We start from the raw sequence: 13004 nt of genomic DNA on the forward strand, positions 1-13004 counted from the left end.
GCTCCAGCTTGTCGGCCGACAGCACCCAATCGGGCGTGCCGGCGTCTTCGCGCGGACAGCTGGTGTAGTCGGCACGGCGCGCACTCATGCGCTTGTCACCGACGAAATCGAGGCGGCGCGCGCGCCCACCGGCGCCGGTGCGTTCGAAGTAGTACTCGGGCTTGAGCACATAGCCCTCGCGCGAGCCCAGGTTGAACTCGGCCTCGGTGCCGTCGAAGCGGTCACCGTCGCGGCGCAGGCGGACGTGGCCGGTCACCTTGGCCCATTGGGTCGCGGCGTTGTAGCGCAGCAGGTCGGCACTGAGCGTCAGGTTGCCCTGGCGCAGCTCAACCTCACCCTCGGCCAGGGTTTCCTGGTCCAGCGTGCTGCGCACCGAGCGCGCGGTCAACTCGGCCGGCAGCTGGCGGGCCGCGTCGGCCGCCACCGCGCCGCCACAGGCCAGCGCGCAGGCCGAAGCCAACACGCTCCAGGCGGCAGCAGGGCGAGAAAGAGGGGTCGTGGCCCGAAGGCGATGAAGAGGCAGGCGCAGCAAGCAGGGGGCCACCAGTGAAGGTGCTCCAGCGCAGCACCGGGAAGCGGATCGCGCGCGAGCAGGCGGGGGGCGTCTCTAGAATCGGGCCGGATTATCCATGCCCTGCCCGCGACATCCGTGACGACCCCTACTTCACCTGCGACACCCACGTCGCCCAACGACCTCGTCACCTGGGCCGACGCCGAGCGCCAAGCCGCTTTCGAGCGCTGGCTGGCGCCACTGGCTGCGGCGCAAGGCTGGCAACCCGAGAGCCTGCGCGTCGCCTCGGCCGACGCCAGCGTGCGTCGCTACCTGCGCATCAGCAGCCCGGGCGGCCGCAGCGCAATCGTGATGGACGCGCCGCCGGCGTTGATCGACAGCCGGCCTTTCCTGGCGATGGCAACGCGCATCGCGGCTGCCGGCCTGCATGCACCTCAGGTGCTGGCAGCCGACGTCGAGCAAGGCTTCGTTTTGCTGTCAGACCTCGGCACGCGCCCGTACATCGACGCACTGCGCGAGGCCGACGGCGCCGAGGCCAACCGGCTGATGCGCGACGCGATCCGCGCGCTGGTGCATTGGCAGTCGACGATCGATGCGAGCGCGCTGCCGCCGTACGACGAAGCCTTCCTGCGGCGCGAGCTGGCGATATTCCCCGAGTGGTGCGTGCAGCGCGAGTTCGGCATCGAGTGGAACGAAGCCCAGCAAGCGCGTTGGCAAGGGGTCTGTGACACGCTGGTGGCAAGCGCACTGGCGCAGCCGGTGGTCGCGGTGCACCGCGACTTCATGCCGCGCAACCTGATGGTCGCCGACCCCAACCCCGGCATCCTGGACTTCCAGGACGCGCTGGCCGGCCCGATCAGCTACGACATCGCCTCGCTGCTGCGCGACGCCTTCGTCTCGTGGGACGAGGAACACGAGCTCGACTGGGCAGTGCGCTACTGGGAGGCCGCACGCAAGGCCGGCCTGCCCGTCGACGAAGACTTCGGCGAGTTCTGGCGCCAGCTCGAGTGGATGGGCCTGCAGCGCCATCTGAAGGTGATGGGCATCTTTTGCCGCCTGAAGCAGCGCGACGGCAAACCGCACTACCGGGCCGACCTGCCGCGCTTTTTTGCCTACGCCACCAAGGTGGCGCTGCGCTACCGGCCGCTGGCGCCGCTGCTGGCGCTGATCGAGCCGATGAACGAGCAAAAGCTCTCGTCGGGCTACACCTTCTAGGCCCGCGGCTTCAGGCGTCTTCGGGCGCGGCTTCGGTCGCCGCCGCGGCGGCCAGCGCGGCCGCCATCTCGCAGCCCGGGTTCGTTTCGCAGCCGGCCGCGGCCAACCACGGGTCGCGGTCTTCGCCGCCGAAGATCTGGATCAGGAAATCCATCATCACCCGCGTGCGTGCAGGCACGTGCTGGCGCGTCGGCATGCCGACCCACAGCGTTGCGCTGTGCAGCCGCCAGGCGGGCAACACCCGCTCCAGCGCGTGCTCCATCAGCGCGTCTTCGATCACGAACGAGGGCAAGCCGGCCACGCCCAATCCGGCCAATGCGGCGGCGTAGTTGGTGTCGGTGTTCAAGGTGCTCAGCACGCCGCGCTTGGGCATGGCGTGGAAGGTTTCGCCGCCACCCTCGCCCTCTTCGCCGAAGCGGCCGCGGTAGAAGGTGACGCCCCGCTGCAGATCGGACAGCGGTGGGATCAGCACGTCGTGGTCCGCCAGCTCTCGCGGGTGTTTGGGTCGGCCGCGCCGGTCCAGATATTCCGGCGCGGCCACCGTGACCACTTCGGAGCGCGCCAGCCGGCGGGCGATGAAGTTGCCGTCCAAGGGCTTACGCAGCGCCATCACGGTCAGGTCGAAGCTGTCGTCGACGGTCTCGACCGCCCCACTGGCAACGATCTCGATCGACACCAGCGGGTACTTGGCGTGAAAACGCGGCAGGTGCTTGGCCAGTTGGTGCACCGCCACCGCCGGCGGCATCAGCAGCCGCACCGGGCCGCGCGGCTCGGCGACCGAAGCCTGGGCCAAAGCCTCGGCTTCGTCGACATCGGCCAGGATGCGGCGCACCCTTTCGAGGTAGTTCTCGCCGACCTCGGTCAACGCCGTGCGGCGCGTGGTGCGGTTCATCAACCGCGCGCCGAGGTGCTCTTCGAGCTCCGCCACCAAACGGGTGACCACCGCAGGCGCCAGGTCCAGCGCACGCGCCGCCCCGGCAAAGCTGCCTTCATCGACAACGCGGGCGAACACCCGCATGGCACGCAGGGAATCCATGCGCCGATTATTGCGCCGGCGACAAATTTTGGGAACTGTCGGAGCCCTTTATTTGCCGAACGCGAATTCCCGCGCCTGGCGGGACCGGCCTGTCAGCTGCTGAGACAGGTCTTCATGAAGGTTTTGCGCTCCTCGCCTTTCATGCCCTTGGCCTGCTCATTGCATGTGCGCATCTTGTCGGTCTGCGAGGCGCGCTTGCCGGCCAGGCATTCCTTCATGAAGGCCTTGCGCTCGTCCCCGGCCTTGCCGGTGGCCTGCTGGTTGCATTGGCCCATTTTTTCTTGTTGCGGCGTCTTGGCCTTGGCCGGCTCCGATGCAGCCGGTGCAGGTGCCGAGGCTGGCGTAGCCGGGGCCTGGGCGGACACGGCCAGGGCGGTGGCCGCCAGGGCCAGTGCGGTGAGCAGCTTCTTCATCGGTCACTCCTCTTTTTCGCGGCGTCGCCGCAGGTCACAAGATTTTTCGCGGATGGGCCAGCGCCTCATGCGCAGCATGCAGCCGGCGCACCAGCACCTTGATGAAGGCCTCGTCGAAGCGGTGTCGCGTATCCGGGCTCAGCTGGGCCAGGCTCTCGGGGTTGAACGAGACGGTGGTGCAGGGCTCGGAGACGATCACGTCGGTGGCGTGCTTGCGCAGGTCGGGGCTGGGCGCCAGGTAGGCCATCTCGCCGACCGAGGTGCCGGCGCCCAGGCGCGCAACGCGCTCGCCTTCGCGGTGGACCTCGACCTCGCCCTGCGCGATGCAGTAGAACTGCTTGCCTTCCTGGCCACGCTTGAAGATGCGGTGGCCGAACGGGAAGCGTTGCCACTTCGCCCGGTGCACGACCTCCCACAGCTCGACGTCGCCGAAGTCGGAGAAAAACTCCATCTCGCGCAGCAGGTTGAAGCGCTCGGAGTCGAGCACCCGCTGCAGCTGGCCGCGCGGCACCTCGTGGTTGGTGATCAGCGCCGACAGCGACTGCGCGAACTGGTCCCAGTCTTCCGGCCGGTCGGATGGCGACTTGGCGAGCGCACCTCGGATCGTCTGGTCCAGTGCCGGGCTGACGCCCTCGCGCATGCCCAGCAGCGACTCGGGCTCGGCATGACAGATCATGTTCAGCAAGGCCACGTGGCTGTCGGCCTCGAACGGCGGCCGGCCGGCGATCATGTGGTACAGCACCGCGGCCAGCGAATAGATGTCGGCCCGGCCATCCAGCGTCGAGCCTTCGAGCTGCTCGGGCGACATGTAGGCGAGCGAGCCGACGCGGTGGATCTGTGTGCGGTCAGCGCCCAGGTTCAGCACACTACCGAAGTCGGTCAGCTTGATGTCCAGCACCTCGGGGCCATCGGTCAGGGCCAGGATGTTGGCCGGCTTGACGTCGCGGTGGATCAAGCCCTGGCGGTAGACATAACCCAGCGCCATCGCGCACTTGAAGCCGATTTCGACCACCTGCTCCAGCGGCAGCAGCTTGTCTTGCTGGCAGAACACGCGCAGCGTTGCGCCGGGCACGTACTCCATCACCAGGTAGGGCGAGACCGGGTCGTCGACCGCGTCGTGGATCTGCACCACGTTCGGGTGGTTCAGCCGCCCCACCAATGCGGCCTCGGCGGCAAAGAAGTGTGACGAGAAGTGCACGTCGGCTTCCGAGCGGCCGGCGCTGGCGCGCACGCGCTTGATCGCCACCTCGCGGTTGTTGAAGTCGTCGAAGGCCAGGAAGACCTCGCTGGTCGCGCCTTCGCCGAGTTTTTGCAACACCCGGTACTTGCCGATGGTGGGCGGATCGTCCGGGTCCAGCCGCGGCATCGCCACGGTGGCTTGTCCTCGCGACCGCGAACGCGACGAACTCGTCGTCGCCGGAGCGGTGGACGTGGAGGTCGACGTCGGTGACGAGCGAGAGCGCGAAGAGGAGGACGCCACGTTACTTTGCTTGAGCCTGGCAGAAAGTCCAATGACGACAGCCAGGGTAACAGGGCGGCCCCAGCCCCCGCAACCGGCAGGGCCCGACACAGAGCAGGGCCAACTTAGAATTGACCGCATCATGATCCAAGCCAAGGCAGAGCTTCAGCTCGCGCTGGCTCGCGCTGTGGCGCAGCTGGCCCCCGACCACCCGGTCACCCCGGTCTTCGAATCGCCGAAGCAGGCCGCCCATGGCGACCTCGCCATCACGGTGGCGATGCAGCTGGCCAAGCCGCTGAAAGCCAACCCCCGCGCGTTGGCGGAACAGTTGGTCGCTGCGCTGAACGCACAGCCCGAAGTGCAACGATGGGTGTCGGCGCTCGAGATCGCCGGTCCCGGCTTCATCAACCTGCGCTTGTCGCCAGCGGCCAAGCAGGCCGTGGTGGCCGAGGTGCGCCAGGCTGGTGAGGCCTTCGGCCGCCAGCCGGCCAACGGCCAGAAGCTGATGGTCGAGTTCGTCTCGGCCAACCCGACCGGCCCGCTGCACGTCGGCCACGGTCGCCAGGGCGCCTTGGGCGACTCGATCTGCCACCTGTTCCAGACCCAGGGCTGGGACGTCACTCGCGAGTTCTATTACAACGACGCCGGCGTGCAGATCGCGACGCTGGCGACTTCGACGCAGTGCCGCATCAAGGGCCTGAAGCCCGGCGATGCCGGCTGGCCCGAGTCGGCCTACAACGGCGATTACATCGCCGACATCGCGGCCGACTTCATGGCCAAGAAAACCGTCAAGGCCGATGACCGCGAGTTCACCGCGTCGGGCGACCCGGAAGATCTGGACAGCATTCGCCAGTTCGCCGTGGCCTACCTGCGCCACGAGCAGGACCTGGACCTGCAGGCCTTCGGCGTGCAGTTCGACAACTACTTCCTCGAGACGAGCCTGTATTCCAGCGGCCGTGTCGCCGACACGATCGAGCGGCTGGAGAAGTCGGGCAAGACCTTCGAAGAGGGCGGGGCACTGTGGTTGCGCACCACCGACTACGGTGACGACAAGGACCGCGTGATGCGCAAGTCCGACGGCACCTACACCTACTTCCTGCCCGATGTCGCCTACCACCTGAACAAGTGGGAGCGCGGCTTCAACAAGGTCATCAACGTGCAGGGCACCGACCACCACGGCACCATCGCCCGCGTGCGCGGCGGCGTGCAGGCGGCGGACATGGGCGTGCCCACGGGCTACCCCGACTACGTGCTGCACAAGATGGTCACGGTGATGAAGGGTGGCCAGGAGGTCAAGATCTCCAAGCGCTCGGGCAGTTATGTCACGCTGCGCGACCTGATCGACTGGACCAGCCGCGACGCGGTGCGCTTCTTCCTGATCAGCCGCAAGGCCGACACCGAGTTCACCTTCGACGTCGACCTGGCGCTGAAGCAGAACGACGAGAACCCGGTGTTCTACGTGCAGATGGCCCACGCCCGAATCTGCTCAGTGCTGGCCAAGGCAACCGAACAGGGACACGACGAAGCGTCGATTGCGGCCGCCGACCTGTCGCGGCTGACTGCACCCGCCGAGCAGACGGTGATGCTCAAGCTCGCTGAGTACCCCGGCATGCTGGCGAGTGCGACGCGAGACCTGGCGCCGCACGACGTCGCGTTCTACCTGCGAGACCTAGCCTCGGCGTACCACAGCTACTATGCCGCCGAGCGCTTCCTGATCGAGGATGCCGCGCTGGCCCGCGCCCGCCTGGCGCTGCTGGACGCGACGCGCTTGGTGCTTCGCAATGCGCTCACGCTGCTGGGCGTCAGCGCGCCGGAGCAGATGGCACGAGACCAATCCGCCGTGGAGACTGAATGACTGTGCATTTCGGAGGCCTGACGACGCTGCGGCGCCCTGGCCTCGCGCAACAACGCGGCGGCTTCGCCGTCGGCCTGATCGTTGGCCTGCTGATCGGCCTGGCGCTGGCGCTGGGTGTCGCGCTGTACATCGCCAAGGTGCCTTCGCCCTTCCACGACAAGGTGCCGCACCGCACGCCAGAGCAGGAAGCGGCCGAAGCCGAGAAGATGCGCAACTGGGACCCGAACGCGGGCCTGGCCGGCAAGGCCGGGGCGGCTTCGCGGCCGGCCGCAGGCCCGGCACCGGTGCCGGCGCCCGCTCCGGTGGCCCTGCCCGGCAGCGACGGCAAGCCGGTGCGCCAGGGGACGACTGTCGAGCCCGTGACACCGCCGCCGGCCGGCCCCAAGTCCAACCGCGATGCGGCCGCCATCCTGGCCGGCGAACCGGTGCCCGGCGCCAAACCGCCCGCCGTGCCACGCCCCGGTGGCGAGCCGTTCCTGTACTTCGTGCAGGTGGGCGCCTACTCCAGCGCCGACGACGCCGAACAGCAGCGCGCCAAGCTCGCGCTGCAAGGCTTCGGCGCCAAGATCTCCGAGCGCGAACAAGGCGGCCGCACCATCCACCGCGTTCGCCTGGGCCCGTTCGACAGCCAAGCCGAGGCCGCCACGCAACAGGAACGCCTAAAGGCCGGCGGCGTCGACGCGGCGCTGGTGCGCCAGGAACGCAACCCCTGATCGCCGACCGTTCGCGGAACTGAACGCCGGCGAACGGCATCCACGCTCCATCCCTGGCCGTGAACGGCCTCTGACCTGCCCTGAGGATCTTCGTGAAGCACACCTGCATCAACCGGCGCGAATTCAACTCCATCGGCTTCGCTGGCGCCGCCGGTGCCCTGGGCCTCGCGGCCGGTATCAGCGCCCCGTCGTCGGCCCACGCACAGGGCGGCCCGGTCGAGGGCACCCACTACCTGAAGCTGGCCCAGCCCGTACCGCAGACCAGCACCGGCAAAGTCGAGGTGGTCGAGTTCTTCTGGTACGGCTGCCCCCACTGCTATGCGCTGGAGCCGTTTGTCGAGGCCTGGCAGGCCAAGCTGCCGGCCGATGTCAACTTCCGCCGCGTGCCGGTCGGCTTTGCGCCCCAGCATGAGTTCCACCAGAAGGTGTTCTACACGCTGGAGGCGATGGGCAAGCTCGGTGAGCTGCACCGCAAGTTCTTCGACGCCATCCACAAGGACCACAAGCGCATGGCGACCGAAGCCGAGGTGGTGGCCTTCGCCAGCGCCAACGGCCTGGACGGCACCAAGTTCGCCGACACGATGAAATCGTTTACCGTGATCGGCAAGGTGCGCCAGGCCAAGCAGCTGTCTGACGCCTACCACGTGGACGGTGTGCCGATGGTCGGCGTGCAGGGCCGCTTCACCACCTCGGCCACGATGGCCGGCGCCGCCGAGCGCACCTTCGCGGTGGTGGATTTCCTGGTCAACAAGTCGCGCCAACCGGCCTGAGACCTCGCCGCCGCCTACCCGGGCGGCGGCTCTGACAGCTGCCCTGTAAAGGCGCCATCCCGGCGCCCGTTCAGCCCCGATCCAGGCGGTGCTGGGGCTAGAATGGCCTGCAAGTTTCATGCCGCACGCCATGCGCCCGATGCCCCCCTTTCGCCTTCTGCCCGCCGCCCTCGTCGCGGCCGCCCTGCTGGCCGCCGGTGGGTGGCTGCCAGCCCATGCCGAAAAGGCCGACCGCAGCAAACCGCTCGAGGTCGTCAGTGACGGCTCGCAGTCGGCGGTCGTCGACCTGAAGACCAAGCTGACCACCATCAGCGGCCACGTCGTCGTGACCCAGGGCACGCTGACGATCAAAGCCGACCGGATCGAGGTGCGCGAAGGCTCGCCCGGCCGCTACCAGGCCAACGCCATGGGCTCCGCCGCCCAGTCGGCCACCTTTCGCCAGAAGCGCGACCGCGTCGACGAATTCATCGAGGGCGACGCTGAACGGATCGAGTACGACGGCGCGGCCGAGAAGGTGCGCTTTGTCGGCAATGCCAAGCTGCGCGTCGTGCGCCCCAGCGGCCCGCCGGACGAAGCCAACGCCGCGGTGATCACCTACGACCAGCGCAGCGACACCATCGTCTTTGAAGGTGGCTCGCCCGCCACGCCCGGCGAAGCCCCGGGCCGCGCACGGTTGGTGTTCATCCCGCGCAGCACTGAGCCGGCGGCCTCGGAGCCCTCGAAGTGAACGCGCCCCTGCCCGACGCCGCGGCGCTGGCCAGCACGATCGGTGCGGCCAGCAACAGCCGGCTTGAAGCCAACGGCCTGCGCAAGAGTTATGGCGCACGCATGGTGGTCAAAGAGGTCCACCTCGCGGTCGGTGCCGGCGAGGTCGTCGGCCTGCTCGGCCCCAACGGCGCCGGCAAGACCACCACCTTCTACATGGTGGTCGGCCTGGTGCGCTGCGATGCGGGCTCCATCCACATCGATGGCGTCGCGGTCGAGCGCAAGCCCATCCACCAGCGTTCGCGCCTGGGCCTGAGCTACCTGCCGCAAGAGGCGTCGATCTTTCGCAAGCTGACTGTCGAAGAAAACATCCGCGCCGTGCTCGAGCTGCAGCTGGACAGCCGCGGCAAGCCTCTGGGCAGCGCCGAGATCACGCGCCAGCTCGACACGCTGCTGCACGACCTGAGCCTGACCGGCCTGCGCGATTCGCCGGCGCCGGCCCTGTCGGGTGGTGAGAGGCGCCGCGTCGAGATCGCCCGCGCACTGGCCACACAGCCGCGCTTCATCCTGCTCGACGAGCCGTTTGCCGGCGTCGACCCGATCGCGGTGATCGAGATCCAGCGCATCATCGGCTTCCTGAAGGCGCGTGGCATCGGTGTGCTGATCACCGACCACAACGTGCGCGAGACGCTCGGCATCTGCGACCGCGCCTACATCATCAGCGAAGGCAGCGTGCTGGCCGAAGGCACGCCCGACCACATCATCGAGAACCCGGACGTGCGCCGGGTGTACCTCGGCGAACACTTCAAAATGTGATGTCGGCCCCCCGGTCCACCTTTGGTGTCCCGGCCCCCCGAGGGGTCGGCGCGGCCGCTAGGGAGCGGCCCGTCACGGCCGCGCCAAGTCCGCGTGAGGCCACCCGATGAAGCCCACGCTCCAGGTTCGCCTGTCGCAGCACCTGGCGCTGACGCCGCAGCTGCAGCAATCGATCCGCCTGTTGCAGCTGTCGACGCTGGAGCTGCACCAGGAAGTCGAGCAGATGCTCGAACAGAACCCCTTTCTGGAGCCCGAGGAAGACGCGACGCCGTTCGACTACAGCGCGAACGAGAAGACCACCCCGGCCCAGCGCGAAGAGCAGGACGCACCGGGCAGCGCCGTCGGCGAGGGCGGCGAAGAGACGTCCGGCATGGACTCGGCAGACTTCGGCACCACCGAGCGCGACGATTGGGAAAACGGCACCGAGCGCGACGACTTCGACGGCATCCGCGAGCTGCCGTCAGGCAACGCGACCGGCAGCGGCAGTGACGAAGACGGCTTTGATGCGCAAGACCGCAACACGCCGACGCCAACGCTGCAAGACCACCTGCGCACCCAACTGTCCGGCATGCGCCTGTCGCCCACCGATGCGGCCGCGGTGCAGGTGCTGATCGAATCGCTCGACGACGACGGCTACCTCGACGGCACGCTCGAAGACATCGTCGCCCGCCTGGCCGATGCGCTGGGCCTGGTCGACGACGAGGAACGCGACGACCTGCTCAGCCAGTTGCGCTGCGGCCTGAAGTGGCTGCAAAGCATGGAGCCGGCGGGGGTCGGCGCCGCCAACCTGGGCGATTGCCTGGCGCTTCAGTTGCGTGACAYGCCGGCCTGCCCGGCCCGCGAGTGCGCGCTGACGATCTGCCGCCAGCACCTCGAACTGCTGGCCCGGCGCGACCTGAAGAAGCTGGCCAGCGCCACCGGCTCTGACGAAGCCACGGTGAAGGCTGCGCAGGCGCTGATCGTGGCCTGCGAGCCCAAGCCCGCCCGGCCGTTTGCGCGAGCCGAAAACCTGATCGTCGTGCCGGACGTGATCGTGATGAAGTCCGGCCGCGGCTGGAAGGTGATGCTGAACCCCGACGTGATGCCCAAGCTGCGCGTGTCGGACGTCTACGCGCAAGCGGTGCGCGGCCAACGCGGCGGTGCCGGCAACAACAGCGGCCTCAGCGCCCGGCTGCAAGAGGCGCGCTGGTTCATCCGCAACATCCAGCAGCGCTTCGACACCATCCTGCGCGTCAGCCAGGCCATCGTCGAACGGCAGAAGGCCTTCTTCACCCACGGCGAGATCGCGATGAAGCCACTGGTGCTGCGCGAGATCGCCGACGAGCTGGGCCTGCACGAGTCGACCATCTCGCGCGTGACCACCGCCAAGTACATGAACACGCCGTTCGGCACCTTCGAGCTGAAGTACTTCTTCGGCTCGTCGCTGAACACCGATGCCGGCGGCAACGCCTCCTCCACCGCAGTGCGCGCGCTGATTAAGCAGTTCGTCGCAGCCGAGAACATCGCCAAGCCGCTGTCGGACAGCCAGATCGCCGACATGCTCGAAGAGCAGGGCATCCAGGTCGCGCGCCGCACGGTGGCGAAATACCGCGAGGCGCTGAAGATCGCGCCAGCCAACTTGCGCAAAGCAATGTGATGGATGGAGCCCCCACGCTCCCTTCCGGTCGCTGCCCCCGAGGGGGCTTTTGCAGCGGACCGGCAAAGCCGGATCCGCGCAAACCCCTTGGTTGGGTCAACGTACTGCACCGCGAAGCGCTGTGGAGCCATTGAGATGACAAATGAAAATCCCACGCCGCGGCGCGCGATCAAGGCCGCTGCTGCCGGCCCGCGCAGCGCGGTCGAACGCGGCACGCTGTTCCTGCCCTGCGCCGCCGGCACCGAGCCGCTGCTGCTCGACGAGTGCCGTCGCCTGCTGCAAGACCGCTGTCCAGTCGAGGCAGGCCGCGGCGGTGTCTATGTCGACGGCGACGTCGATGCCGCGATGCGCCTGAACCTCGGCAGCCGGCTGGCCCAGCGCGTGCTGTGGCAAGTRGCCGATGGACCGTACGCCAACGAGCATGACCTCTACGCCATCGCTCGCCGCGTGCAGTGGGCCGACTGGATCACGCCGCGCCAGACGCTGCGTGTCGACGCCTCCGCGTGGCGCTCGCCGCTGAAGAGTCTGAACTTCGCCGCGCTGCGCATCAAGGATGCCGTCTGCGACGTGATGCGCGAAGCGGCCGGCGAACGCCCGAGCGTCGACACGCGTCATCCGGATCTGTCGCTGGTGCTGCACCTGGGCCCCGAGCACGCAAGCCTGTCGGTCGACCTGTCCGGCGAGGCCTTGTTCAAGCGCGGCTGGCGCGATGCACAAGGCCTGAAGGGTGAGGCGCCGCTGAAGGAAACGCTGGCCGCGTCGATGTTGGCCGCGGCGGGCTGGCAAGGCCGGCCCGAAGACGGTGGCCTGCTCGACCCCTGCTGCGGCGCCGGCACGATCGCGATCGAAGCCGCGCAGATCGCCTGCGGCATCGCGCCCGGCCTAGCACGCCGCTTCGCGTTCGAGAAGCTGCTGCCGTTCCGCAACCACCTTGGCGCCTGGTCCACGTTGCGCCAGCAGGCGCAGAACGCGATCCACGCGCCGGCGGTGCCGATCTGGGCTGGCGATGTGTCGTTCCGCATGACCGACTTCGCGACCCGCAATGCCGAGCGCGCCGGCGTCCAGCATGCGATCGAGTTCAAGACCGCCGATGCGCTGCAGCGCCCGGCCCCTGCCGATCGCGGCGTGATCGTGATGAACCCACCCTACGGCGAACGCATCGCCCCCAAGGGCCAAGGCCAGAGTTCAGGGCCAGCACGCGGCGAAGGCGGCGGCGAGAAGTTCGAAGGTGCCGCCGACGCGGCCGACTTCTACGCCCGCCTGGCCGCCCACTGGAAAAAACACTACGCCGGCTGGACCGCCCAGGTGCTGACGCCCGAGCCCAAACTGCCGGGCCTGATGCGCCTGAAGGAAAGCCGCCGTGTGCCGATGTGGAACGGCGCCATCGAATGCCGCCTGTTCCGCTTCGACATGGTGGCCGGAACGAATCGTTAGCCCCCACGCCCCCTTCCGGGGGCTGCCTTGCAGGCCGCGCCGGGCCAGAGGCCCGGCCCCTCGCCAGGCACGAACAGTCCACTGGACTGTTCATGTCCGGGCTCGGCCGCCCCGAGGGGGCTCGCGCAGCGGACCGGCAGAGGTTCTATGGTTTTCGTCAAGCGAGAACGGCGAATCTGTCTGGCTCGAAGGGCTTGCCGCTGCGCCAGACGGCATAGGCGACTCGCAGGAGCTTTCTGGCCAGGATGACCAGCGCTTCGGTGGTCTTGAAGCCGCGGCTGCGCAGCTGTTGGTACAGCGGACTGAACACCTTKCTGTGAGAGGCCGACATGGCCGCCATGTACATCTGGCGACGCAAGTCAGGCGATCCACGCTTGGACAGTCTTCGCTTGCCGTGGCTGCGCCCTGAGTCGTGCGCCCGAGGGTCCAAGCCACTGAAGG

Annotated in this window: 12 protein-coding genes and 1 pseudogene; 8 read left to right on the plus strand and 5 right to left on the minus strand. The window is 68.3% G+C overall.

The window, feature by feature from the left end:
- A pseudogene (locus tag AC1DYI_RS14515) lies at positions 1 to 460 on the minus strand (hypothetical protein); the annotation flags it as partial.
- Between the two features lie 282 nt (positions 461 to 742).
- Here AC1DYI_RS14515 and AC1DYI_RS14520 point away from each other — a divergent pair.
- Positions 743 to 1726: an aminoglycoside phosphotransferase family protein gene (locus tag AC1DYI_RS14520; RefSeq protein ID WP_477204841.1), complete on the plus strand. Its 984-nt coding sequence runs from the start codon at positions 743 to 745 to the stop codon at positions 1724 to 1726.
- Positions 1727 to 1736: 10 nt separating this feature from the next.
- On the opposite strand, the gene AC1DYI_RS14525 is transcribed toward AC1DYI_RS14520, so the two are convergent.
- From AC1DYI_RS14525 to AC1DYI_RS14535, 3 genes are all read right to left on the minus strand, one after another.
- Positions 1737 to 2762: a LysR family transcriptional regulator gene (locus AC1DYI_RS14525; protein ID WP_477204832.1), complete on the minus strand. Its 1026-nt coding sequence runs from the start codon at positions 2760 to 2762 to the stop codon at positions 1737 to 1739.
- 92 nt (positions 2763 to 2854) lie between these two features.
- Positions 2855 to 3175 carry a PsiF family protein gene (locus AC1DYI_RS14530; RefSeq protein WP_477204833.1) on the minus strand — a complete coding sequence of 107 codons (321 nt, stop codon included), beginning with the start codon at positions 3173 to 3175 and terminating at the stop codon, positions 2855 to 2857.
- 34 nt (positions 3176 to 3209) lie between these two features.
- Entirely contained in the window at positions 3210 to 4541 is a 1332-nt protein-coding gene (locus AC1DYI_RS14535; RefSeq protein WP_477204842.1) for a protein kinase domain-containing protein, read from the minus strand.
- A gap of 235 nt (positions 4542 to 4776) precedes the next feature.
- On the opposite strand from AC1DYI_RS14535, the gene argS reads away from it, so the two are divergent.
- From argS to AC1DYI_RS14570, 7 genes are all read left to right on the plus strand, one after another.
- Positions 4777 to 6489, plus strand: coding sequence for an arginine--tRNA ligase (gene argS, locus AC1DYI_RS14540; protein ID WP_477204834.1), 1713 nt, complete (start codon positions 4777 to 4779; stop codon positions 6487 to 6489).
- Positions 6486 to 7202 (plus strand): SPOR domain-containing protein, encoded by a 717-nt coding sequence (locus AC1DYI_RS14545; RefSeq protein ID WP_477204835.1) that lies wholly within the window; start codon positions 6486 to 6488, stop codon positions 7200 to 7202. Before argS ends, AC1DYI_RS14545 begins: the two co-directional genes overlap by 4 nt.
- Positions 7203 to 7294: 92 nt before the next feature.
- Positions 7295 to 7972 carry a thiol:disulfide interchange protein DsbA/DsbL gene (locus tag AC1DYI_RS14550; RefSeq protein WP_477204836.1) on the plus strand — a complete coding sequence of 226 codons (678 nt, stop codon included), beginning with the start codon at positions 7295 to 7297 and terminating at the stop codon, positions 7970 to 7972.
- 139 nt (positions 7973 to 8111) lie between these two features.
- Complete coding sequence (gene lptA, locus AC1DYI_RS14555; protein WP_477204837.1) at positions 8112 to 8699, plus strand: lipopolysaccharide transport periplasmic protein LptA; 588 nt, start codon at positions 8112 to 8114, stop codon at positions 8697 to 8699.
- A complete protein-coding gene (gene lptB / locus AC1DYI_RS14560; RefSeq protein ID WP_477204838.1) occupies positions 8696 to 9493 on the plus strand; it encodes an LPS export ABC transporter ATP-binding protein in 798 nt (265 codons plus the stop codon). Before lptA ends, lptB begins: the two co-directional genes overlap by 4 nt.
- A 106-nt stretch (positions 9494 to 9599) precedes the next feature.
- Positions 9600 to 11129: an RNA polymerase factor sigma-54 gene (locus tag AC1DYI_RS14565; protein WP_477204839.1), complete on the plus strand. Its 1530-nt coding sequence runs from the start codon at positions 9600 to 9602 to the stop codon at positions 11127 to 11129.
- A 135-nt stretch (positions 11130 to 11264) separates the two neighbouring features.
- Positions 11265 to 12563: a THUMP domain-containing class I SAM-dependent RNA methyltransferase gene (locus AC1DYI_RS14570; protein WP_477204840.1), complete on the plus strand. Its 1299-nt coding sequence runs from the start codon at positions 11265 to 11267 to the stop codon at positions 12561 to 12563.
- Positions 12564 to 12720: 157 nt separating this feature from the next.
- Here the strand turns inward: AC1DYI_RS14570 and AC1DYI_RS14575 are convergent, their stop codons facing one another.
- Entirely contained in the window at positions 12721 to 12993 is a 273-nt protein-coding gene (locus AC1DYI_RS14575) for a transposase (protein WP_477204843.1), read from the minus strand.
- Between the last annotated feature and the right edge of the window lie 11 nt (positions 12994 to 13004).

It is taken from the genome of Ideonella sp. P3_A4 (assembly GCF_056403075.1).